This is a genomic window from Serratia liquefaciens ATCC 27592 (assembly GCF_000422085.1).
Taxonomy (GTDB): domain Bacteria; phylum Pseudomonadota; class Gammaproteobacteria; order Enterobacterales; family Enterobacteriaceae; genus Serratia; species Serratia liquefaciens.
In genome coordinates this window covers 1,631,578-1,654,073 of sequence record NC_021741.1, presented here as the reverse complement: position 1 = coordinate 1,654,073, position 22,496 = coordinate 1,631,578, and the positions used below count along the sequence as shown (strand labels likewise).

20 protein-coding genes are annotated in these 22,496 nt (G+C 55.1%); 13 read left to right on the top strand and 7 right to left on the bottom strand.

Annotated elements, in window-relative coordinates; genetic code table 11:
* Positions 1-213 precede the first annotated feature (213 nt).
* Positions 214-1,902 carry an aspartate:alanine antiporter gene (locus M495_RS07680; RefSeq protein ID WP_041414378.1) on the top strand — a complete coding sequence of 563 codons (1,689 nt, stop codon included), beginning with the start codon at positions 214-216 and terminating at the stop codon, positions 1,900-1,902.
* Between the two features lie 283 nt (positions 1,903-2,185).
* Here M495_RS07680 and M495_RS07675 read toward each other — a convergent pair whose 3' ends face one another.
* The 3 genes from M495_RS07675 to M495_RS07665 form a co-directional block, all read right to left on the bottom strand.
* On the bottom strand, positions 2,186-3,154 hold the full coding sequence (locus tag M495_RS07675) for a threonine ammonia-lyase (protein WP_020826072.1): 969 nt from the start codon (positions 3,152-3,154) through the stop codon (positions 2,186-2,188).
* A gap of 205 nt (positions 3,155-3,359) precedes the next feature.
* A complete protein-coding gene (eco, locus tag M495_RS07670; RefSeq protein ID WP_020826071.1) occupies positions 3,360-3,872 on the bottom strand; it encodes a serine protease inhibitor ecotin in 513 nt (170 codons plus the stop codon).
* 140 nt (positions 3,873-4,012) lie between these two features.
* Positions 4,013-4,861 carry a 5'-methylthioadenosine/S-adenosylhomocysteine nucleosidase gene (locus tag M495_RS07665; protein WP_020826070.1) on the bottom strand — a complete coding sequence of 283 codons (849 nt, stop codon included), beginning with the start codon at positions 4,859-4,861 and terminating at the stop codon, positions 4,013-4,015.
* A gap of 160 nt (positions 4,862-5,021) precedes the next feature.
* Here M495_RS07665 and M495_RS07660 point away from each other — a divergent pair, with 160 nt between their 5' ends.
* Both M495_RS07660 and ybjG read left to right on the top strand, forming a co-directional pair.
* Positions 5,022-5,756, top strand: a complete 735-nt coding sequence (locus M495_RS07660) for a phosphatase PAP2 family protein (protein ID WP_041415286.1) — start codon at positions 5,022-5,024, stop codon at positions 5,754-5,756.
* Positions 5,757-5,761: 5 nt separating this feature from the next.
* Complete coding sequence (gene ybjG, locus M495_RS07655; RefSeq protein ID WP_041415284.1) at positions 5,762-6,367, top strand: undecaprenyl-diphosphate phosphatase; 606 nt, start codon at positions 5,762-5,764, stop codon at positions 6,365-6,367.
* A 34-nt stretch (positions 6,368-6,401) separates the two neighbouring features.
* On the opposite strand, the gene M495_RS07650 is transcribed toward ybjG, so the two are convergent.
* On the bottom strand, positions 6,402-7,241 hold the full coding sequence (locus M495_RS07650; protein ID WP_020826067.1) for an aldose epimerase family protein: 840 nt from the start codon (positions 7,239-7,241) through the stop codon (positions 6,402-6,404).
* 218 nt (positions 7,242-7,459) lie between these two features.
* Here M495_RS07650 and deoC point away from each other — a divergent pair, with 218 nt between their 5' ends.
* The 4 genes from deoC to M495_RS07630 all read left to right on the top strand — a co-directional run bounded on the left by deoC (position 7,460) and on the right by M495_RS07630 (position 12,768).
* Positions 7,460-8,140 (top strand): deoxyribose-phosphate aldolase, encoded by a 681-nt coding sequence (deoC, locus tag M495_RS07645; RefSeq protein WP_020826066.1) that lies wholly within the window; start codon positions 7,460-7,462, stop codon positions 8,138-8,140.
* A 141-nt stretch (positions 8,141-8,281) separates the two neighbouring features.
* Complete coding sequence (gene deoR, locus M495_RS07640) at positions 8,282-9,046, top strand: DNA-binding transcriptional repressor DeoR (RefSeq protein ID WP_020826065.1); 765 nt, start codon at positions 8,282-8,284, stop codon at positions 9,044-9,046.
* A 968-nt stretch (positions 9,047-10,014) separates the two neighbouring features.
* A complete protein-coding gene (locus tag M495_RS07635) occupies positions 10,015-11,310 on the top strand; it encodes an HAAAP family serine/threonine permease (protein ID WP_020826064.1) in 1,296 nt (431 codons plus the stop codon).
* Positions 11,311-11,400: 90 nt separating this feature from the next.
* On the top strand, positions 11,401-12,768 hold the full coding sequence (locus tag M495_RS07630) for an L-serine ammonia-lyase (protein WP_020826063.1): 1,368 nt from the start codon (positions 11,401-11,403) through the stop codon (positions 12,766-12,768).
* 68 nt (positions 12,769-12,836) lie between these two features.
* On the opposite strand, the gene M495_RS07625 is transcribed toward M495_RS07630, so the two are convergent.
* Positions 12,837-14,042 (bottom strand): serine hydrolase, encoded by a 1,206-nt coding sequence (locus M495_RS07625; protein ID WP_020826062.1) that lies wholly within the window; start codon positions 14,040-14,042, stop codon positions 12,837-12,839.
* A 464-nt stretch (positions 14,043-14,506) separates the two neighbouring features.
* On the opposite strand from M495_RS07625, the gene M495_RS07620 reads away from it, so the two are divergent.
* Together M495_RS07620 and M495_RS07615 are read left to right on the top strand one after the other, a co-directional pair.
* Entirely contained in the window at positions 14,507-15,874 is a 1,368-nt protein-coding gene (locus tag M495_RS07620) for a pyridoxal-phosphate dependent enzyme (protein ID WP_020826060.1), read from the top strand.
* 14 nt (positions 15,875-15,888) lie between these two features.
* Positions 15,889-17,034, top strand: coding sequence for a trans-sulfuration enzyme family protein (locus M495_RS07615; RefSeq protein ID WP_020826059.1), 1,146 nt, complete (start codon positions 15,889-15,891; stop codon positions 17,032-17,034).
* Between the two features lie 69 nt (positions 17,035-17,103).
* Here the strand turns inward: M495_RS07615 and M495_RS07610 are convergent, their stop codons facing one another.
* Positions 17,104-18,123: an isopenicillin N synthase family dioxygenase gene (locus tag M495_RS07610; protein WP_020826058.1), complete on the bottom strand. Its 1,020-nt coding sequence runs from the start codon at positions 18,121-18,123 to the stop codon at positions 17,104-17,106.
* A gap of 294 nt (positions 18,124-18,417) precedes the next feature.
* Here M495_RS07610 and M495_RS07605 point away from each other — a divergent pair, with 294 nt between their 5' ends.
* Together M495_RS07605 and M495_RS07600 are read left to right on the top strand one after the other, a co-directional pair.
* Positions 18,418-19,074 carry an HAD family hydrolase gene (locus M495_RS07605; protein WP_020826057.1) on the top strand — a complete coding sequence of 219 codons (657 nt, stop codon included), beginning with the start codon at positions 18,418-18,420 and terminating at the stop codon, positions 19,072-19,074.
* A 106-nt stretch (positions 19,075-19,180) separates the two neighbouring features.
* The gene (locus tag M495_RS07600; RefSeq protein WP_020826056.1) at positions 19,181-19,801 is read left to right on the top strand and encodes a glutathione S-transferase family protein; all 621 of its coding nucleotides are present in this window, start codon (positions 19,181-19,183) and stop codon (positions 19,799-19,801) included.
* Positions 19,802-19,840: 39 nt separating this feature from the next.
* Here M495_RS07600 and M495_RS07595 read toward each other — a convergent pair whose 3' ends face one another.
* Positions 19,841-20,938 carry a PQQ-dependent sugar dehydrogenase gene (locus tag M495_RS07595; protein ID WP_020826055.1) on the bottom strand — a complete coding sequence of 366 codons (1,098 nt, stop codon included), beginning with the start codon at positions 20,936-20,938 and terminating at the stop codon, positions 19,841-19,843.
* Positions 20,939-21,069: 131 nt separating this feature from the next.
* Here M495_RS07595 and M495_RS07590 point away from each other — a divergent pair, with 131 nt between their 5' ends.
* Both M495_RS07590 and M495_RS07585 read left to right on the top strand, forming a co-directional pair.
* On the top strand, positions 21,070-21,489 hold the full coding sequence (locus M495_RS07590) for a GNAT family N-acetyltransferase (protein ID WP_020826054.1): 420 nt from the start codon (positions 21,070-21,072) through the stop codon (positions 21,487-21,489).
* 11 nt (positions 21,490-21,500) lie between these two features.
* Complete coding sequence (locus M495_RS07585) at positions 21,501-22,481, top strand: magnesium and cobalt transport protein CorA (RefSeq protein WP_020826053.1); 981 nt, start codon at positions 21,501-21,503, stop codon at positions 22,479-22,481.
* Positions 22,482-22,496: the final 15 nt, after the last annotated feature.

Here is a 22,496-nt window from a genome sequence, read left to right as displayed (position 1 = left end):
CTTGAAATACAACGAGTAAAAATGCGTTCGGCGGCGCAGGAACTCAGCTTTATGCTGGCTGTCATGCGCCATAGCGACTAGAATAAACGCCGCCGATCGATGGTTCGAATCGCCTTCCGCTGGTTAGTTATTTATGACGTCGATTTTTGACTGAATTTATATCTTATAGTTATCTATATCAAGCACTTACTGGTAAACAATAAGTTATCCTCCGTGAACATAAACGTCGCTAGTTTGTTAAACGGTAACTACATCCTGTTACTGTTCGTGGTACTCGCACTGGGGCTGTGCCTCGGTAAAGTCCGTCTGGGCTCCGTTCAACTCGGTAATTCCATTGGCGTTTTGGTGGTTTCGCTGCTGCTTGGCCAACAACATTTCGCCATTAACACCGAAGCGCTAAATCTCGGCTTTATGCTGTTTATTTTCTGCGTTGGTGTGGAAGCCGGGCCCAACTTTTTCTCGATATTTTTCCGCGACGGAAAAAATTACCTGATGCTGGCGCTGGTAATGGTCGGTTCCGCGATGGTGATCGCTATCGGTCTCGGCAAACTTTTCCATTGGGATATTGGCCTGACCGCCGGCATGCTCGCCGGATCCATGACCTCTACCCCAGTCCTGGTAGGCGCCGGCGATACGCTGCGCAATACCATCACCAACGGCCCGGCGCTGCTGGCGGCACAGGATCATCTGAGCCTCGGCTATGCCCTGACCTACCTGATTGGCCTGGTGAGTCTGATTTTCGGCGCACGTTACCTGCCTAAGCTGCAACACCAGGACCTTTCCACCTCCGCTCAGCAAATTGCCCGCGAACGTGGCCTGGACACGGACAGCCAACGCAAGGTTTATTTGCCGGTTATCCGCGCTTATCGCGTGGGACCGGAGCTGGTGGCCTGGGCCGATGGCAAAAACCTGCGCGAACTGGGCATCTATCGCCAGACCGGCTGCTATATCGAACGCATTCGTCGTAACGGTATTTTGGCAAACCCGGACGGTGACGCGGTGCTACAGGTAGGCGATGAAATCTCGCTGGTTGGCTACCCCGATGCCCATGCACGGCTGGATCCCAGCTTCCGCAACGGCAAAGAGGTCTTCGACCGCGATCTGCTGGACATGCGCATCGTCACCGAAGAGATTGTGGTCAAGAACAGCAATGCGGTGAACAAGCGCCTGAGCCAGCTGAAGCTGACCGATCATGGCTGCTTCCTCAACCGGGTGATCCGTAGCCAGATTGAAATGCCTATCGACGACAGTATCGTGCTCAACAAAGGCGATGTACTGCAGGTCAGCGGCGACGCTCGCCGGGTGAAAAGCGTGGCGGAGAAGATTGGCTTTATCTCGATCCACAGTCAGGTCACCGACCTGTTGGCATTCTGCGCCTTCTTTATCATCGGGCTGTTGATTGGCCAGATCACCATCCAGTTCAGTAACTTCTCGTTCGGCATCGGTAACGCCGCCGGCTTGCTGATGTCCGGCATCATGCTCGGCTTCCTGCGTGCCAACCACCCGACCTTTGGCTACATTCCGCAGGGCGCGTTGAATATGGTGAAAGAGTTCGGTCTGATGGTGTTTATGGCCGGTGTTGGCCTGAGCGCCGGTGCGGGTATTGGCCACAGCCTGGGTGCCGTTGGCGGCCAGATGCTGATCGCCGGACTGATCGTCAGCCTGGTGCCGGTGGTGATCTGCTTCCTGTTCGGCGCTTACGTGCTGCGCATGAACCGTGCCCTGCTGTTTGGCGCCATTATGGGGGCCCGCACCTGTGCGCCGGCGATGGAGATTATCAGCGACACCGCACGCAGCAATATCCCTGCCCTGGGCTATGCCGGTACCTATGCTATCGCTAACGTATTGTTAACCCTGGCCGGTTCGCTGATTGTAGTGTTGTGGCCGGGGATCCTCGGCTAAACGATAAGCAATGAAGATGAATCAGTGGCAAAAATATTTTGAAATTTTTATCCCTGGTGAGAACTTTCCTTGCCGGGGGTAGTCTGAATTAGTGCCACTGCTTTTCTTTGATGTCCCCATTTTGTGGAGCCCGTTAGTCCCGCCTTTTTAGGTTCAAGACTATCGGGTTTTTTGTTGCCCAAATAAAGTGAGCCGGTGGTTCGGCCCAACAAAACCATTAAATTCATTGATGCTCAGACGTGACTTATAGGCAGGCGTCACTCATCCGAAAATTGCGATGAACTCAAAGATTGCGCGAATAACTCACCCATTTCGCCATGTCTTGATGGGATATATTCCCACCGCACACCACCATCCCGATCACCGCATTGGCGGGCAGCTTGGGTGCAATAGCCAGCACAGCGGGAATGAGCGTTCCGGAAGCCAATTCGACCCACTGCTTAGCCTCTTCGCCAAAAGCGATCATCCCTTCGATGGCAGCCTTATCTGAAACAACCACTATGTCTTCGACATAAGCTTGAGCATGCGCAAGCATCATTTCATCAATGACGGGCACCCCCAGCGTGGAAATAATGGACGTGACCTCAATCTCGACAGGTTTCCCGGCGCCAAGCGCCTGATGCATTGAATTGGCGCCCGCAGTTTCAACACCCCAAATTCTGATCTCCGGCTTGATGGTTTTCAGCGCCGTCGCCACACCGGCCAGCATGCCACCGCCACCTACAGCAACAAAAACATCAGTTAAATCAGGACAATCGGCGATAAACTCAAGTGCCAGGGTGCCATGCCCTTCGGCTATCAGCGAATCGTTACAGTCATCGATAACCACATAACCTTCGGCTGCCAAGGCCTTCGCTCGCTCAAACGCCGCATGAACATCCGTTTCTATCATGACGCTACTGCCCAACTGTCGGACCCGGTCGATAGCGGTGGAGGGTGCGCTGGGTGGCATAATAATGGTGACGTCAGCGCCAAAGATTTTCGCAGCCTCGGCGATCGCAATACCAAAATTACCGCCGCTCACCGCAACAAACCGGTTATCTTTGAGATCATCCGCCAGTTTCAAAAATTTGTTAAGCACCCCTCGGGCTTTAAAAGAGCCGCCAAGCTGGGTGTTTTCCAGCTTCAGGAAGACGGGCCGCTGGATCTTTTCAGCCAGTTTCGAACCGGGAATGGCCGGCGTGCGAATCACTTTCTCAGATAAACGCTCTGCTGCTTCAATGATGGCGTTAAATTCAATTAATTTTGTCATGTTGGCCCAGTTAGGTAGATTGCGTTGCTGTGTATCGACACCAAACTACATACTTTTACTGCCGTTTTCTATTGCTACACCCCATTGTGCGACACACAAAAAAAAGCCCGTTTGGGGGGCTATGGCCAACGGCGCAATGCACTCCCCCAAACGGGCTTTTATTCGGTAATGACTTAGCCGTGCTAATGGTTAGCACGCATCGATATTATTTCTGCTCGGCCTTGCTCACCGTCTCTTCGGCTTTCCACACGCGGTATTTCACTTCCACGTCTTTCGGCACGTAGACCACAATCGGCAAGCGGCTGTTGTAACGCTGCATGGACGCGTCACCCAAATTGGCAGCGATAAATTTCTGCTGTTTGCTATTGTCTGGGCACCCCATCAAGGTGGAGGCCGGATCGGACAGTTTTTCCAACACCAGATAGTCATAGCCCCAGCCGGAAAGGGTTTTGCTTTCCAGCGTGCCGCCGATCATGTGGTGGTTGCAGTCCACTTCCAGCGTTTTGCCGATCAGCAGTTCCACCTTGAAGTTCTCTTCGTGTTCCTGTTTAGGCAGGTAAATCACCTGACGGCTCATGCCTTTTTCCGCTTTAGGGTATGGCGCGACCTTTTCCAGCGGCTGTTTGCTGATATCGGTGTCTTCGGCAGAGGTGGCAGCAATGGCGCTGGCGGAAACGGCCATCAGCAGGCCGGAAAATACGACGGATGCCTTGTTCATGTTTTATCCCTACAATGATTAAATGCTTCGCCCATAAGCTAATACACTACTGACAAGCTCGCCAGCAGTTTAATCTTCTTTACAATGGACAATGGTCAGCAACAACAACCAGAATGCCGACCACAAATCAGGATAAGCAATCAGCGAGATGCGTTTTCAGCGATATAAGCCTTCACCACCTGGTAGACATAATCCTGACACGCCAGCCCGGTCTGCGGATCGTATTTACCCTGGTTGGTAATATTGTTGGACAGGACGCGAATGCCGACAAAAGGAATATTGAAAGCCGCGGCTATCTGAGCGGCCGAAGCCGTTTCCATCTCTTCTACCGAGGTATGATATTTTTCGCGGAAGTCACGAATGCGATCCAGTTCGCTGTTCCAGACGTCGGCGGAGCCAATCACTCCTTCAACGACCTTGCCCTGCGCGTAGCTGCCCTTAACGCTCTCCGCTATCGCCAACAGTTTAGCGTCTGCCGGGAATTGACGGATCGTATGGGGATTTTTATCCTCACCGGCGCTGCCTTTCGAAGCCAGCAAATCCATAGGTTGCCACTGCCGTGAATCACTGCCTTCGCCCTGTTCTTTTTTCGGCGTTTTAAACGCGCCCAGGCTAACCGAATATTTTCCCAGCACGATGTCATACACTTTCAGCGCAGGATCGTGGCCGCCGGCAGTGCCCTGATTGATGATCGCCACCGGACGGAACTGGGTCGCGGCGATCGCCGTAGCCGCCGCCGCGTTAGACATGCCTTTCAGCGTTTCCGACACCACGACCGGATAACCGTCCACGGTGCCGCGCCAGAAGCGCCAGCCGCCAATTTGTTCTTCACGCGGGTTGTCCAGACGTTGGGCGAAACGTTCCGCCTCCACCGGCATTGCGCCCTGAACCACAATCGGCCCGGGGACAACGCCCTGCTGCGCCACCGTCAGAGGAGAAAACAGCGCGCCACAGACCGCCAACAGCACAAGATTCAATTTTTTTGTCATCGCCACATCTTCCCAATAAAAAGCAAACGATTACCTTAACTGAAAGCCGATAGCCCGCCTATTCCTTTCTCACAGCAGGCTTGCCCTTGCATTAAGGTTTTCTTAAGACAGAATTATTACAGTGGGGCTCTCTATCACTCTGATTGAATCTGAGCCCTGCGTGAATCCAAAACCTTCACTAAATCAATCCTCAACAACACCCCAAATTCAGACTAACGCCCTTTACTCGCTGCCGGCATCCTTTTACCGTTGGCAGGTTTTTGGGTTGATAGCCAGTGGGTTGCTGTTCCTTTGGCTGTCGCGCAATGAACAGCTGGACTGGGCCATCAGCAATTACTGGTTCGACGCCGCCAGCGGGCATTTTCCGTGGCAGAACAATCACTGGCTGGACTTGATTAACCACCGCCTGCTGAAAATCGGCGTGATTACCGGTGCGGTGCTGGCGCTGTTCTGGGGCATTTATCGCCGTAACCCGCGCATGATTGTCACCATGCTGCTGATCGGCATTGGTCCCTTGGTGGTCGGGATTCTGAAAGCCACCAGCGCACATTCCTGCCCTTGGGATTTAATCGAATACGGCGGTAAGGCGATGTCCTATCCTCTGTTCGGCGCAATACCGGCGGTACCTGGACCGGGGCGCTGCTTCCCTGGCGGTCATGCCTCCAGCGGCTTTGCCGTGATGGCGCTGTTTTTCCTGTTTTATCCGCAACGCCCACGCCTGGCTTACTGGTGTTGGTTCGGCGGCATTGTGCTCGGCATGCTGATGGGTTTTGGTCAGGTCATGCGCGGCGCACATTTTCTTACCCATAACCTGTGGGCGGGTTGGTGGGTCTGGCTCAGCCAACTGGCTGTTTATTGCATGGCGAGCGGGTTTATCCGCCGCAAGACGAGGTAACTATGATAGAGCAGTTGAATTATCTTCTTTTCGCCTGGATCAACGCGACCCCGGCGTCCCCCGAAGGATCGATCGATGTCGCCACTTTTCTGGCTCGCGATCTGATCGCTATCGTGCCGATGCTGATTATCGGACTATGGCTGTGGGGGCCGCAGAACCAATTGGTGTCGCAACGTGAAGTGGTGGCCAAGACGACAATTGCTCTGCTGTTTGCCATGCTTTCTGCCGCCACTATCGGCATGTTGCTGCCACATGAACGGCCATTCGTCGCCGGTGTGGGGTATACCTTCCTGGCGCATGCGCCGGACAGTTCATTCCCCAGCGATCACGGTACCGCCATCTTTACTTTCGCACTGGCTTTCCTGTTCTGGCACCGTGTCTGGTCGGGGATTTTATTGTTAATCGTGGCGGCTGGCATCGCCTGGTCCCGTGTCTATCTGGGTGTGCACTGGCCGTTGGACATGGTGGGTGGCTTCCTGCTCGGTCTGGTAGGCTGCCTGTTTGCCCAACTGGTGTGGAACCTGTTCGGCGACATCATTGCCGCCAAACTGACGCGCCTGTACCGTTTCCTGTTCGCCTTCCCGATCCGTAAAGGGTGGGTTAAAGAGTAATCTCTCTTCAGACAGGGGCGGCTCCGCTCCTGTTTCACACCACCCCGGTGGTGACACTGAAGGCTCTCATTTTCCCCGCCTCTATCACCATTGCAGGCAGTTTGTCGCCCTTACCGGTGGCCGGTTGGATAAACCTGAACAAACGCTGGCTGCCCTGTTGTGTGACGGGGCGCAGACCATAGTTAAATTGTGCGGTGGAAAAACGCGTGACGTATCGTCTGCCCTTTGAGGCCAACATAAAAAACTCGGCCTGATCGACATACAACGACAAATCGTCCGAACACAGCACGCCCCGATCGGCGATGCTCCCCGTTGGCATCAAGGCCGGTGCCGGTAAATTCTGCCGGAAAATGGCTGCTGGGATGCAGCCATAATTTAATTGGCAGACATAATTCAGCGGTAAAGGCGCTTCGGCGAGATTAGTGATTTGCATATCAATGGAAAATTGTGCGCTGTCCGCCGTCAAGCTCACCGCCGGGCGCAACCTGCACTGCCGATCGGCAAGTTCGCCACTGCCGTACAGCGTCAGGGTATTCCCCTCTAGCTGCAACGCTACACGCTGCATGTTTAATTCTGATGATGAACCATCCTCATACGGCCAGGGTGAATGGAAAGCAACGCCGCTATGAGGATGGCAACGGGCCGCCTTGACGCTACGCCGGCCCGACTTCAGCGAGTAGCCATCAAAATCGGCATCCCAAATCGTCATCCCACTGTAGGGCAATACCCGCAGCGAGCCGCGGCTATTTTCCAACGTCAGCATCGGCCCTGCCTGAGCACAATCAACAGCGGTAACCACAAAATCCGCATTGCGGAAAACTTCATCTGGTTGTGCCCCAAACCGCTGTGGCACCAGATTTATTAGCATATCCATAGTTTTTCCCCTGGGTGTTCTCGCAGGTCAAACCTGCATCCAGCACCAAAATGTTATTTAAATAACATATCATCACTGCCAATGTTATACACCACACAGCCTAAAAACGATGATCTGTGCTTCATTTTTAAAATCACGCTATCCTAACCGTCAGATGAATGTTATTATTCTAACATTACTCACATTGTGCTTTGATCAAACCTCAACAAGGAATCGAAATGACGACTGAAAACATTGATTACGCCCGCTATGTCGACCACACCCTGCTGGCGATGGATGCCACCGAAGAACAAATCGCCAAACTCTGTGAAGAAGCGCAGCAGCACAACTTCTACGCCGTTTGCGTTAACTCCGGCTATGTGCCGCTGGCTGCGCATCTGCTGCAGGAAAGCGAAGTGAAAATCTGTTCGGTGATCGGCTTCCCTCTGGGTGCCGGCCTGACCGTAGCCAAAGCTTTCGAAGCCAAAGCGGCGATTGCAGCCGGCGCGCAGGAAATTGACATGGTGATCAACGTAGGCTGGCTGAAAAGCGGCCTGCTGGATGAAGTCAAAGCCGACATCGCCGCCGTGCGCGAGGTTTGCGCGGCGATCCCGTTGAAGGTAATATTGGAAACCTGTCTGCTCAGCGATGCGCAGATCGTTCAGGTTTGTGAAATGTGTCGCGAACTCGATGTGGCCTTCGTTAAAACCTCTACCGGCTTCAGCACCGGCGGTGCTCGTGAAGAACACGTCAAGCTGATGCGTGCGACGGTAGGCAGTGAGATGGGGGTTAAAGCATCCGGCGCCGTGCGCGATCGCGCAACCGCCGAGAAGATGATCAAAGCAGGCGCTACTCGTATCGGCACCAGCTCTGGCGTAGCAATCGTTTCCGGTGATCAGGCTGCCGCCGGCAGCTACTGATAAACTGAGGCGCCTCAGTACCGGGCGCGCGCCGTGATAATCTGATGCGGGGTAATGTGTCCAGCCTTAGGCTGGTCAACTATTACCCCGCATTTGTGTGTTCGGCCCTGGAGAATGGCTCTTAACCCTGTGGGAAGACAGATGGAAACTCGGCGCGAAGAACGAATCAATCGGTTAGTCCAGGCGTTAAAGCGCTCTGACAAGATCCATTTAAAAGAAGCCGCCGTGCTGTTGGGCGTTTCAGAAATGACCATCCGCCGCGATCTCAGCGCGGAGCCGGCCGCCGTGGTGCTGTTGGGCGGCTATGTGGTCGCCGATCCCCGCAGCAATGGCGTCACCAACTATTTTGTCTCCGATCAAAAGGCCAAACAGGTCACGGAAAAGCGTCGTATCGGCCTGCTGGCCGCAGCGTTGATCAACGAAAACGACACCGTATTTTTCGACTGCGGCACTACCACCCCGGCGATCATCGATGCCATTGCCGACGATCTGGTGTTCACCGCAGTATGCCACTCGCTAAATACCTTTCTGGCGCTCCAGGACAAACCGAACTGCCAAGTGATCCTGTGCGGCGGTGAATTCAAGCCGAACAACTACATTTTCACCGCCGTCGGCCAGCACAACGAGCTGGATCATATCTGCCCGAATATCGCCTTTATCTCCGCCGCCGGTCTGAGCCTGCAGCATGGCGCCACCTGCTTTAATTTTGACGAGCTGGAAATGAAACACCGGGCAATGGCCATGGCACAGCAAAAAATCCTGGTGGCCGATCACAGCAAGTTCGGCAAAACCAAGCCCGCCTGCATTGGTCCACTGACGCAGTTCGACCGGGTGATAACCGATCGTCAGCCAGAGCCGCAGTTTGCGGACTTTTTCAGTGAAAACGCGATCGCCATTCGTTTTTAAGCTGAATTTTACCGTCGGTTCCAGCCGACGGTGCCCTTCCCTGGCTCCCTTCTCTCTGCAAAAATTGAACGAATAATCTTCGATTGATGCGCAAATCTCTTTATCCACAGCCAATCTCAGGTTAATAAATTGCAACAGTTCTTCCTGCTTATTCCTTTAGCACGGATAAATCCCACACAATATTACTTTCACGCCCGGTATCTGCGGGGTTTTATATGATAAATCGCAATAACATCTACAAGATAAATATCAACAATTACGCAACCAATCCGGTTTAAATATAACCAATTTGGTTTATTTATATGATGAATGGTTAAGCATTTTTATCCGCTATCCAGTTAAGTAGTTTACCTTCGTTATTAGCGGGATATTTTAAATAAAACCATATAAAACAATTAATTAAAAGTTAATTCACTTAAAATCACAATGTGATCTACGTCACTAAAACCGCTTATTCCGGGTTTTTAGCTAGATCCAAACCCACGCTTAAAATATATTGCTCGGCTTGCTGACAACGGCAGCGTTTTATCTGGTTACAGATCGTCCACACCGGATAAATCCTGAAACATCCATGAGAGCGTTTTCAGCATGAAATCTTACACAAGCGCGCAACATATGCATGAAAAGCCAATAAAAAAGCAATTAACCGCACATATTACGCATTTGAGAGCATGATCACGGTTGTTTCTACTGTAAATCGTTATCTTGCCGCCAACGAAAATCGGCAGGCCATGACCTTCCGGCAGCAGTATCGATGTGAGGCCCTTCGGGAGCGGAATATCATTTGATTAATTATCCGCCACACTGGCCAACGGTAATTAGCAAAATAAACAACCAGGGGGACGCCAATTATCCCCGCAAGCAACACCTGATTCTTACCGATGCCGCCATCTGCTCTTGCGACATTCGGTTTTAACCTTAAGTTTTGCCTTTAATTTTAAATTAACGTGTTCACTTCGGAGATATTTATGGACACTACACAGACCGGCACCATTGCCTCTGCGGCTTCTGGCTCTACCAGTACCTGGCGTAAAACCGACACCATGTGGATGTTGGGCCTGTACGGCACCGCGATCGGCGCAGGCGTTTTGTTCCTGCCAATCAACGCCGGTATCGGTGGTTTGATTCCCCTGATCATCATGGCCATCATCGCTTTCCCGATGACCTTCTTCGCCCACCGTGGCCTGTGCCGTTTCGTGCTCTCCGGTAAAAATGCCGGTGAAGACATCACCGAAGTAGTTGAAGAACACTTTGGTATCGGCGCCGGTAAGCTGATCACCCTGCTCTACTTCTTCGCCATCTACCCAATCCTGCTGGTTTACAGCGTGGCGATCACCAACACCGTCGACAGCTTCATTACTCACCAGTTGGGTATGACGTCGCCACCGCGCGCCATTCTGTCGCTGATCCTGATCGTGGGCCTGATGACCATCGTTCGTTTCGGTGAGCAGGCTATCGTGAAGACCATGAGCATCCTGGTGTTCCCGTTTGTTGGCGTGCTGATGCTGCTGGCCCTGTACTTGATCCCTAACTGGTCCACCGCCATCTTCGACAACGTTTCCCTGTCTGGCGCCGGTACCGGTATGGGCCACGGCCTGATCATCACCCTGTGGCTGGCGATCCCGGTCATGGTGTTCTCCTTCAACCATTCGCCGATCATCTCCGCCTTTGCGGTAGCCAAACGTGAAGAATACGGCCAGGAAGAAGCCGAGAAGAAATGTTCTCGCATTCTGGGCTTCGCTCACATCATGATGGTGTTGACCGTTATGTTCTTCGTGTTCAGCTGCGTGCTGAGCCTGTCGCCGGAAAACCTGGCTGAAGCCAAGGCACAGAACATCTCCATTCTGTCCTACCTGGCCAACCACTTTAACAACCCGATGATCGCCTACATCGCGCCGGTTATCGCCTTTATCGCCATCACCAAATCGTTCCTGGGCCACTACCTGGGCGCACGTGAAGGTTTTAACGGTCTGATCGCCAAATCGATGAAGAGCCGCGGTAAAACCATCAGCACCAACAAGCTGAACCGCATCACCGCCATCTTCATGCTGGTGACTACCTGGATTGTTGCGACCCTGAACCCAAGCATCCTCGGCATGATCGAGAACCTGGGTGGTCCAATCATCGCCATGCTGCTGTTCCTGATGCCGATGTACGCTATCCGTAAAGTGCCTGCCATGCGCAAGTACAGCGGCCACATCAGTAACGTGTTCGTGGTAGTGATGGGCCTGATCGCCATCTCCGCAATCCTGTACAGCCTCTAATCCAGCCCGGCCGGCGCCCTGTGCGCCGGCTTCTCTGCACGGCCCCCTTTCCTGCATTAACGCCTAACACCTGAAGAAGGAGGCGAAACCATGGTCAGCGTTTTCGATATTTTTAAAATTGGTATTGGCCCATCCAGCTCCCACACCGTCGGTCCGATGAAAGCCGGCAAGCTGTTCGCCGATGAGTTGATCGCCAGCCAGCAGTTGATGGATACCACCCGCGTCGTGGTGGACGTCTACGGCTCGCTGTCTCTGACCGGCAAAGGACACCACACCGATATCGCCATTATTATGGGCCTGGCGGGTAACCTGCCGCACGACGTGGATATCGACGGTATCGCCGGTTTTATCCGTGACGTTGAGCAACGCGGTCGCCTGCTGATGGCCAAGGGTCATCACGAAGTGGATTTTCCGCTGCAAACCAGCATGAACTTCCACAGCAATAATCTGCCGCTGCATGAAAACGGCATGCGCATTAGCGCCTTCGCCGACGAACGTCTGCTGCACAGCAAAACCTATTACTCTACCGGCGGCGGTTTTATCGTCGATGAGGAACATTTTGGCCTGTCGGAGGCGAATCCGGTTCAGGTGCCCTTCCCGTTCAATTCGGCGCGTGACTTACAACAGCACTGCAAGGACGCCGGCCTTTCGCTGTCCGGTCTGGTGATGCAAAACGAGCTGGCGTTGCACAGCAAGGCCGAGATCGACGCGCACTTCGCCGAAGTCTGGCAAGTGATGCGTGCCGGTATTGAACGCGGCATGAATACCGAAGGCCTGCTGCCCGGCCCAATGAAGGTTCAGCGCCGCGCTGCTGCTCTGCGCCGTATTCTGGTGACCGGCGACAAGAACAACATCGATCCGATGAACGTCGTTGATTGGATCAATATGTTCGCCTTCGCCGTGAATGAAGAAAACGCCGCCGGTGGCCGCGTGGTGACCGCCCCAACCAACGGTGCCTGCGGCATCATCCCGGCGGTACTGGCCTATTACGACCAGTTTATTCGTCCGGTGAACCCTAATTCCTATAGCCGTTACTTCCTGACCTCCGGCGTCATTGGCGCGCTGTACAAGATGAACGCCTCTATTTCGGGCGCAGAAGTGGGCTGTCAGGGGGAAGTGGGCGTCGCCTGCTCCATGGCGGCGGCCGGTCTGGCGGAATTGATGGGCGGCAGCCCAGCTCAGGTTTGCATCGCGGCGGAGATCGCCATGGAGCACCATCTGGGGCTGACCTGCGATCCATTGGCTGGCCAGGTTCAGGTGCCCTGTATCGAACGTAACGCGATTTCCGCGGTGAAAGCGGTCAATGCAGCACGTATGGCGCTGCGTCGTACCAGCGAGCCGCGGGTGTGCCTGGATAAGGTGATTGAAACCATGTATGAGACGGGCAAGGACATGAACGCCAAATACCGTGAGACGTCGCAGGGCGGTCTGGCGATCAAGGTGGTCGCCTGTAACTGATAAAAGCAGAGGGCGCCATCATGCGCCCTCTGTTTGATAACAACGTGGTCTTTGAACCCTCGTGATAACTAGCCGAACACGCTGCCGAACCACTGGGTCAGTTTCATCATCACCATGTCCCAGATACGGCTGAAGAAGTTCCCTTCTTTCACCTCTTGCATCGCCACCAGCGGATATTGCTCGATGGTTTTGCCGTCAAGTTGGAAATCGATGGTGCCAACCACCTGATTTTTTGCCAATGGCGCTTCCAGCGTCGGCTGGTTCAGCTTGTAACTGGCCTTCAGGTTTTTCATCTGCCCTTTCGGGATAGTGACCGCCGCATCTTTCGCTACGCCCAACGGCACCTCGCCAACGTCGCCAAACCACACTTTCTGGGTAACAAACGGCTTGTCGGTTTTGATAGGGGTGGCGGTTTCGTAGAAGCGGAAGCCCCAGGTCAGCAGCTTTTCACTTTCGCTAAAGCGGACGCGATCGCTCGGCGCACCCAGCACTACCGAGATCAAACGCATCGGGCCGTCGGTGGCCGAGGCCACCAGGTTATGACCGGCGCCACCGGTGTAACCGGTTTTAATGCCGTCAACGTTCAGGTTGGAGCTCCACAACAGACGGTTGCGGTTAACCTGGCGGATCTTGTTGAAGGTGAATTCTTTTTCTTTATGCAGCGCATATTCATCCGGCACGTCGCGGATCAGTGCCTGACTCAGCAGCGCCATATCACGTGCGGTACTGTACTGCCCTTCCGCATCCAGCCCGTGCACCGTCAGGAAGTGGGTATTCTGCAGGCCTAACGATTTGGCGTAGTTGTTCATCAGGCCGACAAACGAATCCTGGCTACCCGCGACATAATCGGCCAGCGCGATGCTGGCGTCGTTGCCCGACTGAATGACGATGCCTTTGTTGAGCTCCATCACCGGCACCTGGTCGCCCGGCTTGATAAACATCAGCGAGGAGCCACGCAACGCCGGGTTACCGGTTGCCCAGGCATCTTTACCTACGGTGACCATGTCTTCCGGCTTGATCTTGCCGGCCTTGATCGCCTGGCCAATCACGTAGCTGGACATGATCTTGGTCAGGCTGGCGGGATCGAGCCGGGTATCGGCATTGCCCTCCGTCAGAATTTTGCCGCTGTTGTAATCCATCAGCACAAAAGCTTTGGCATCGACCTGCGGGGCAGCCGGCGCTTCCGCCGCCTGTACGACAGGCGCAGCCAACAACAGGATGCTGACGCTAAAGGTTAATTTTTTCAGGGTAGTGGAAAAGTTTTTTTTCATCATGACGTCGCCAGAGTATCCATTCAAATCATTGAAATAGCGTTAACTTTCAAACATATTCACGTTTTCAGCCAACCAGCGAGAGTGGCCCGATACGCGTTTTCCAACCGCAAACTCCCTGCGGCCCCATGACGGGTTGAGCGGCGTACCGAAAATGCCCTTGCTGTGAGTTTATTAGATTCATCTTATTTTTGCAGGGTTTAGCGCGAATTTTCAGCATTTTTACATAACTGTACGCTGTTACGCGTAAATTGGATGAAAAGCCGACGGTGCGTCGTTTTTTTAAACGGCCCACGGCCATACGGCTGAACATCTGCACCGCTGAACATCCATGCCTCCATACGTCCAAATTGAATTAATATATTCCAAAAAAGCATATTGAGTGGTTATTTGTTCTTTTTAATGGGCTTATTGACAGCGCTATCATCCAGATAACGGCTTTAAACCGAATTATTCTGGAGATCCTCATGGCAATACCGCATTCCGTCATCGATATGATCGGTAACACCCCGATGCTGGAACTGACTCAGTTTGATACCGGCCCCTGCCGCCTGTTCGTCAAGCTTGAGAATCAAAACCCCGGCGGCTCCATCAAAGACCGCGTAGCGCTGTCGATGATCGAGCAAGCGGAACGCGACGGCAACCTGCAGCCCGGCGGCACCATCATTGAAGCCACCGCCGGCAACACCGGCTTGGGCCTGGCGCTGGTGGCGGCCCTGAAGGGGTATAAGCTGTTGTTGGTGGTACCGGACAAGATGAGCCGCGAGAAGATTTTCCATCTGCGCGCCCTGGGGGTAGAAGTGGTGCTGACCCGCTCCGACGTGGGCAAGGGGCACCCGGCTTACTATCAGGATTACGCCAAACGGCTGGCCGACGAAATCCCCGGTGCGTTTTATATCGATCAGTTTAACAACCCCGCCAACCCGGCGGCCCATACCCGCACCACCGCGCCGGAACTGTGGCAGCAGATGGAGCATCAGGTCGATGCCATCGTGGTTGGCGTCGGTTCCGGCGGCACACTCGGCGGCCTGAGCCACTATTTTGCCGAAGTCTCGCCGCAAACCGAGTTCGTGTTGGCGGATCCGGCTGGCTCGATCCTGGCGGACTATCTTGATAACGGCCAGATCGGCGAGGCCGGCAGTTGGCTGGTGGAAGGGATCGGCGAAGATTTCATTCCGCCGCTGAGCGACTTTAACCAGGTGCGCAATGCCTATCGTATCGGCGATGCCGAAGCCTTCACCACCGCGCGCGATCTGCTGCGCAAAGAAGGCGTGTTGGCAGGCTCATCCACCGGCACCCTGTTGGCGGCAGCGCTGCGCTATTGCCAGGCACAAACAGAGCCGAAACGCGTGGTCACCTTCGTCTGCGACAGCGGCAACAAATACCTGTCTAAAATGTATAACGACCACTGGATGCTGGAACAAGGCCTGCTGAGCAAGCCGCAGCATCAGGATTTACGCGATTTGATCGCCTACCGTCATGACGAAGGGGCCGCCGTTTCGGTCGCACCGGAAGACACGCTGGCTATCGTTCATGCCCGCATGCGGCTGTATGACATCTCGCAGCTGCCGGTGCTGGAAGGCGATCGGGTTGTCGGCCTGATCGACGAGTGGGATCTGCTCAATGCCGTGCAGGCGGACGCCAGCCACTTCAGTCTGCCGGCCGCCCGCGCCATGACCCATTCGGTCAATACGCTGCAAAAAGAAGCCAGCTATCAGGATTTACTGGCCACCTTCAATCACGGCCACGTAGCGGTCGTCCTCGACGGTGAGCGTTTCCTCGGTTTGATTACCCGCACAGACGTGCTTAACGCCTGGCGCCAAAAATTACGTTAATAAGGAATGATTGTATGGCCAAGTTTGATACGTTGACCGTTCATGCCGGTTACACGCCGGATGCCACCGGTGCGGTAATGCCGGCCATTTATGCGACCTCCACCTACGCCCAACCGGCGCCGGGGGAGCATACCGGTTATGAATATTCACGCAGCGCCAACCCAACGCGCACCTCATTGGAGAGCGCCATTGCCGAACTGGAAGGCGGCAGCCATGGGTATGCCTTTGCCTCTGGCCTGGCCGCCTGTTCAACGGTGCTGGAGCTGCTCGATCAGGGTAGCCATCTGGTGGCGGTCGACGATCTGTACGGCGGCACCTATCGCCTGCTGGAGAAGGTCCGCAGCCGCACCGCAGGCCTGCGCGTCACCTATGTTTCCCCGGCGGACCTTGCCGGGCTGGAACAGGCAATCGAACCGGATACCAAAATGATCTGGGTTGAAACGCCGACCAACCCATTGCTGAAATTGGCTGATCTGAGCGCCATCGCCACCATCGCTAAAAAACACGGTTTGATCAGCGTAGCGGACAACACCTTTGCCTCGCCTTATATCCAGCGTCCGCTGGAACTCGGCTTTGATGTGGTGGTGCATTCCGCCACCAAATACCTCAACGGCCATTCCGACGTGGTCGCCGGTGTCGCTGCGGTGGGGAATAACCCAGAGTTGGCCGAGCAGCTCGGCTTCCTGCAAAACGCGGTGGGCGGCATTCTCGATCCGTTCAGCAGCTTCCTGACGCTGCGCGGCATCCGCACGCTGGCATTGCGTATGGAGCGTCACAGCAATAGCGCCTTGCGTATTGCCCAATGGCTGGAAGGCCAACCTCAGGTAGAAGAAGTCTACTATCCTGGCCTGCCGAGCCACCCGCAGCACGCGTTGGCGGCCAAGCAGATGAGCAGCTTTGGCGGCATGATTTCCGTACGGCTGAAAGGCGACGATGCCTATGCGCGCCGGGTGATCAAACGTTCACAGCTGTTTACCCTGGCAGAGAGCCTCGGCGGCGTGGAAAGCCTGATCAGTCAGCCGTTCAGCATGACTCACGCTTCTATCCCGCTGGAACAGCGGATGAAAACCGGTATTACGCCGCAATTGCTGCGCCTGTCGGTAGGGATTGAGGATGCGGAAGATTTGATCGCCGATCTGCAGCAGGCACTGGCAGAGTAATTCAAAACAATCGGGTCGAACATGTTCGACCCGACTCACCCGGTTGGGCGCGGTATGCGGCCTCCTCCCTTAAGCAACCACATCCTGGTAATAACGCTGCGCCACATCCGGATGGGAACGGATGCGTCCTTTCAGGTAGTTAAAGCCTACGTCGCGCAACAGCGGATTATGCGGATCGCTGGCTGGGCCATGGGCTTCCGCGGCCAGATGTTCAGGCAGCTGATACACAGGCACCACTGCGTCCAGTCGCGCCCCGAGGAAGAAAGCAATCGACAGTCGATCGCTCCCCGCCGGCGGCGTCTCCACCCGATGTACCGTGGCGCGCAGGTAGCCGTTGGTTGCCAGCTCCAGCAATTCGCCAATGTTGACCACAAAGGTATCCTCAAGCGGTTCGGCGTCAACCCAGCGCCCTTCATCCACTTCAACCTGCAGACCTTTCTGCCGGTCCTGCAGCAGGAAGCTGAGAAAACCGGAGTCTTTATGGGCGCCAACCCCCTGCCCGCTCGCGGTCGCTTCACGCCCTGGATAACGGATCAGTTTGATATGTTCATTGGGTTTGTCGCCGTAGAGCGAATCAAATGCTTGTTCCGGCAGTGAAAGCGACAGGGCAAAGGCGCGCAACAGCCGCAGCGACATGGCGGTCATCGCCTGCTGCCATTGCAATAACAGCGGTTTCAGTTCGGGCAGTGCCCCCGGCCATTGGTTCGGCCCTTGCAAACGCGCCCAGCGTGGGGTTGCTTCAGCCAACGGTAGCGCCGCTCGCTCTGCACCGATATCAAACTGTTCGCGCCAGTCCGGCTGGCCGCGGGTCAATTCAGCCGCCGCACGGTTATAGCCGCGAAAATGCGGCGAATGCACCATCTGCACCGCCAGTTTGTCGGCTTCCGGCAGGGCGAAAAACTGCCTCGCCAACCGTTGCAGCTGTGCATTCAGGGCACTATCAACGCCGTGGCCACGCAAATAGAAAAAGCCGACGTCACGCGCCGCAATACGCAAACCGTCAAGAAACGCCTGCCGCTGCCCGGCGTCGCCATCAAGCTGCGAAAGATCCAGCAGCGGCAGCTTCTTCAGCGTCAGTGGGGGTGTCATCATCCTGTTCCTCTTCATCCCCGACAAAAATCGGGCCGGTATAAAGGCGAATTATCAGCATCTTCAACTCCTGGATAGCCAGCGTATTACCCCTATAGTTACCACCGCGGCTCAAGCGTCAGCCAATATTGTTGCGTTCTAAGTTATGCAAACCTTCAACAAAGCGTCGCAAAACTGTCATCAATGCGACTTATGCTCTGCGCAATTTCGTTGTCGCCACTGGCTGGCGACTAACGCTATCCGCTATTCTATAAACAGCCCCATTCCCCCTCCCTGCCTGCCGGAGAAATACTGATGGATTTAGCCTTATTCGACCTGGATGAAACCCTGATTGATGAAGACAGCGCCAGCCTATGGATGCGTTGGTTGGTCACTGAAGGGTTTGCACCGGCGGAACTGGAACAGCAGGAACAGCAACTGATGCAGCACTATTATCAGGGCAAGCTGTCCATGGAGGACTACATGCAGGCCACGCTGGCGCCGCTGGCCGGCCTGAGTACCGAAACGGTGGCCGGCTGGGTGCAGCGCTATATTCGCCGCGATATCCTGCCGCGAGTCTACCCTGCCGCCCGCGAGCGGCTGCTGTGGCACCGCGAGCGTGGTGATTGCATTCTGGTGATTTCCGCCACGGGCGAGCACCTGGTGGCCCCCATTGCCGCCCAGCTTGGCGCCGACGGCGCGCTGGCCATCGGCGTCGAAGTGCAAGACGGCCGCTTCACCGGCAACACCTACGGCACCATGACCTACCAACAGGGCAAGGTTATCCGCCTGAAAAAGTGGTTGGCTGAACATCCGGAACTGAGCTTCGAGCACAGCCACGGCTACAGCGACTCCCTCAACGACAAGGCGATGCTGGAATACGTCGACAGCGCCACGGTAATCAACCCCGACAGCGAACTCAACGCGTTGGCGCTGGAGAATGGTTGGGAGATTTGCCGCTGGGAACGCTGAATGTGTCGCCCACGTCTGCAAAAAATGCCTTCCAGTGTGACAAGCGCTGAATTGTGGAGTAGGAATAATTAGTTAGGTTGATTAACCCACGTAAAAGAGGCGTTCTATGCTGACCATTTGGGGTCGTGAAAATTCGAACAACGTCAGGAAAGTGCTGTGGTGCGCCGCAGAGCTGGAGCTGAGTTACAGCCATATCAACGCCGGAGGCGCTTTCGGCAAGGTGAACGACGAACTCTACCGTTCATTGAACCCGAATGGACTGGTGCCGCTGCTGCAAGACGATGACTTTGTGCTGTGGGAGTCCAACACCATAGTGCGCTATCTGGCTGCGAAGTTTGGTAGCGAACCTTTCTACCCGCAGGATCTGCAGGCGCGTGCCAGCGCCGAAAAATGGATGGACTGGACCACGGCCACCATTGTCAGTCACTTTAGCGTGGTGTTCTGGGGTTTGGTGCGTACCAAGCCGGAACTGCGTGACATGGCGAAGATCGAAGCGGCGATTGCCACACTGGAAAAGCATTTCGACATTGTGGAAGACACCCTGGGTCGTCAGCCTTACCTGTCCGGTGAAGACTTCGGCATCGGCGATATCCCGCTGGGCAGTTTCGCCTACGCCTGGTTCTCCATGCCGATCAAGCGCCAAGCTCGCCCGAACATGGAGCGCTGGTATAAGCAACTGACCGAGCGGCCAGCCTATCAGCGCGGTGTGATGAGTGAGTTAACCTGAGTTTCCTGCGCCCCGCATCCGCTGGGGCGCAATTCTCTCCTAGAGCCCTACCCGCAGCAGCTTGCCGTTGCTTGCATCGGTTAACAGGTAAAGATAGCCGTCAGGCCCGACCCGCACTTCGCGAATGCGTTCACTGCGATCCTCCAGCAGCCTTTCTTCAGAAACCACGTTGTCTCCCTGCAGCGTCAGGCGGATCAGCGCTTCCTGGGCCAGCGCACCAATAAACAGCGAATGCTTCCAGGCAGGGAAACGCGGCGAATCATAGAATGCCATGCCGCTGATGCCCGGCGACACCGGCCAATAATGCAGGGGTTGTTCGGTGCCCGCGACCTTCTGCCCTTTCGCCTCCGGGATCGCCAGCCCGGAGTAATTGATGCCATAGGTGGCTATCGGCCAGCCGTAGTTTTTCCCTGCCTGCGGAATATTAACCTCATCGCCACCGCGTGGACCGTGTTCGTTCTCCCACATCACCCCGCTCCACGGATTCAACGCCAGCCCCTGAGGATTGCGGTGACCGTATGACCAAATTTCCGGCCGCTTGCCGGCCTGGCCGACAAAAGGATTTTCCGGCGGTACCGCGCCGTCGGCGGTTAAGCGCACCATTTTGCCCTGTAACTTGTCCAGATCCTGTGCCGTCGGCCGCTGATTATTCTCCCCGAGCGCGATAAACAGATTCCCCTGACGATCAAACGCCAGCTTGCCCCCAAAATGATTGCCGACCGACAGCTTGGGTTGCTGGCGGAAAATCACCTTGAAATTCTCCAGCCGTCGGTTGTCGGTGCTAAGTTGCCCGTAGCCTACCGCCGTCCCCGCTTTACCCTCATCACCCGCTTCGGCGAAGCTGAGGTAAACTCGTCGGCTGGTGGAAAAATCTGGCGCCAGCAACACTTCCAGCAAACCGCCCTGGCCTTCGGCATATACCTGCGGCACACCGGCGATAGGCGCCGAAAGCCCCTGGCCCGGCTGCCAGAGCCGTAAACGTCCCGGCCGTTCGGTGATTAACATTCCCTGTTCGCCGGGCAGAAATGCCAGCGACCACGGGTGTTCCAACTTGTCCTGCAATTGCGTTACCGTCGGCGCGGCGAGCAGCAAGCCGCTGAACAACAGCAAAGCGGTCATCATAATTAATCGGTGCATAGCGTCCTCCTGGACAAAAACTGACCTATTCAGTGTAGTTCAGCAGACTATTCTTAACGTTTGTTTTAAATTTCAATATGTTGCCTTTTAGTCAGACTGCGCTTAAGTTAAGAGTTCACCAAGGAGGAAAAATGAACATCACCGTAACCGAGACGCTCAATGAAGACACCCTCGACGTTATTCGTCAGGGGTTACGAGCCCATAACAGCCCCTATGTGGATCCCAGCCTGCGTAAGCCGCTTGGCATTTACGCCCAGGGTGCCGCCGGCCAGGTGGTCGCCGGCCTGACCGGCGAGACCTGGGGCAACTGGCTGAGCGTTGAATGGCTATGGGTAGCGGACTCGCAACGCGGCAGCGGCCTGGGGCGTAAAGTATTGCTGGCGGCGGAACGGGAGGCGAAAGCACGCGGCTGCCGCTATGTTCGTTTGGATACCTTTAGTTTTCAGGCGCGGCCGTTCTACGAAAAACTCGGTTATCAACTGCAGATGACGCTGCAGAATTACCCGGTGGAACATGAATGTTACTTTCTCACCAAAACCCTAATTGAATAGCAGGTGACCTGATGGAAACCGCAACCATGGTTGTGAATTGCGTGGCATACAAGGCCGGTGAACGGCTGGGCGAAGTGACCATTGATGATATCAGCGAGGTGGTCAAACAGCCGGATACCTTCGTCTGGCTCGGGCTGTGGCAGCCGGAAGACGCCTTTATGCGCAAAGTGCAGGAGGAGTTCGGGCTGCACGATCTGGCGATTGAAGATGCGCTGTGCGCCCACCAGCGACCGAAGCTTGAAGCCTACGGTGACTCGCTGTTTATCGTGGTCAAAACCGCGCAATGGGGCAATGACGAAATTGAGTACGGCGAAACACACTTCTTCGTGGGCAAGAACTTCCTGATCACGGTACGACACGGTGCATCGCCCAGCTACGCCCCAATCCGCGCCAAGGCCGAAGAGAACCATAAGCAAATGTGCCGCGGCCCGGGCTTTGCCTTGTATTCGGTGTTGGACTTTGTAGTAGATAACTACCGTAGCGTGGTGGCGAAGTTCGAGGCAACCATTGAAGGCATTGAAGCCAACATGTTCAAATCGGAATTTGATCAGGCCGCCATCGAGAACGTCTACACCCTGCGGCGGCACCTGCTGGCGCTGCGCAATGCCGCGATGCCGATGGACGAAATCTGCAATCAGTTGATCCGCCTGCATGAAGAAGTGATCCCGAAAGAGCTGCGCGCCTACGTACGCGACGTGCAAGACCATGCGCATCAGGTGGTCAGCAATATCGACGATATGCGCGAAATGCTGACCAACGCGATGCACGTCAATCTGGCGCTGGTCACCGTAAAACAGAACGAAGTGGTGAAACGCCTGGCCGGTTGGGGGGCGATCCTGGCGATCCCTACGGTGATATTCAGCCTGTACGGCATGAACTTCGCCGACATGCCAGAGCTGACATTTCCATGGGCCTACCACGCCACGCTGGGGGTCACCGTCGTCGGCTGCTTCTTCCTCTACCAGAAGCTGAAGCGCTCCGGCTGGCTTTAAACGAGGATGGGGCTG

Coding starts and splice junctions, on each gene's coding strand:
- M495_RS07675 (WP_020826072.1), bottom strand. CDS start 3,154: ATGACAAAATTAATTGAATTTAACGCCATCATTGAAGCAGCAGAGCGT.
- eco (WP_020826071.1), bottom strand. CDS start 3,872: ATGAACAAGGCATCCGTCGTATTTTCCGGCCTGCTGATGGCCGTTTCC.
- M495_RS07665 (WP_020826070.1), bottom strand. CDS start 4,861: ATGACAAAAAAATTGAATCTTGTGCTGTTGGCGGTCTGTGGCGCGCTG.
- M495_RS07650 (WP_020826067.1), bottom strand. CDS start 7,241: ATGGATATGCTAATAAATCTGGTGCCACAGCGGTTTGGGGCACAACCA.
- deoC (WP_020826066.1), top strand. CDS start 7,460: ATGACGACTGAAAACATTGATTACGCCCGCTATGTCGACCACACCCTG.
- deoR (WP_020826065.1), top strand. CDS start 8,282: ATGGAAACTCGGCGCGAAGAACGAATCAATCGGTTAGTCCAGGCGTTA.
- M495_RS07635 (WP_020826064.1), top strand. CDS start 10,015: ATGGACACTACACAGACCGGCACCATTGCCTCTGCGGCTTCTGGCTCT.
- M495_RS07630 (WP_020826063.1), top strand. CDS start 11,401: ATGGTCAGCGTTTTCGATATTTTTAAAATTGGTATTGGCCCATCCAGC.
- M495_RS07625 (WP_020826062.1), bottom strand. CDS start 14,042: ATGATGAAAAAAAACTTTTCCACTACCCTGAAAAAATTAACCTTTAGC.
- M495_RS07620 (WP_020826060.1), top strand. CDS start 14,507: ATGGCAATACCGCATTCCGTCATCGATATGATCGGTAACACCCCGATG.
- M495_RS07615 (WP_020826059.1), top strand. CDS start 15,889: ATGGCCAAGTTTGATACGTTGACCGTTCATGCCGGTTACACGCCGGAT.
- M495_RS07610 (WP_020826058.1), bottom strand. CDS start 18,123: ATGACACCCCCACTGACGCTGAAGAAGCTGCCGCTGCTGGATCTTTCG.
- M495_RS07605 (WP_020826057.1), top strand. CDS start 18,418: ATGGATTTAGCCTTATTCGACCTGGATGAAACCCTGATTGATGAAGAC.
- M495_RS07600 (WP_020826056.1), top strand. CDS start 19,181: ATGCTGACCATTTGGGGTCGTGAAAATTCGAACAACGTCAGGAAAGTG.
- M495_RS07595 (WP_020826055.1), bottom strand. CDS start 20,938: ATGCACCGATTAATTATGATGACCGCTTTGCTGTTGTTCAGCGGCTTG.
- M495_RS07590 (WP_020826054.1), top strand. CDS start 21,070: ATGAACATCACCGTAACCGAGACGCTCAATGAAGACACCCTCGACGTT.
- M495_RS07585 (WP_020826053.1), top strand. CDS start 21,501: ATGGAAACCGCAACCATGGTTGTGAATTGCGTGGCATACAAGGCCGGT.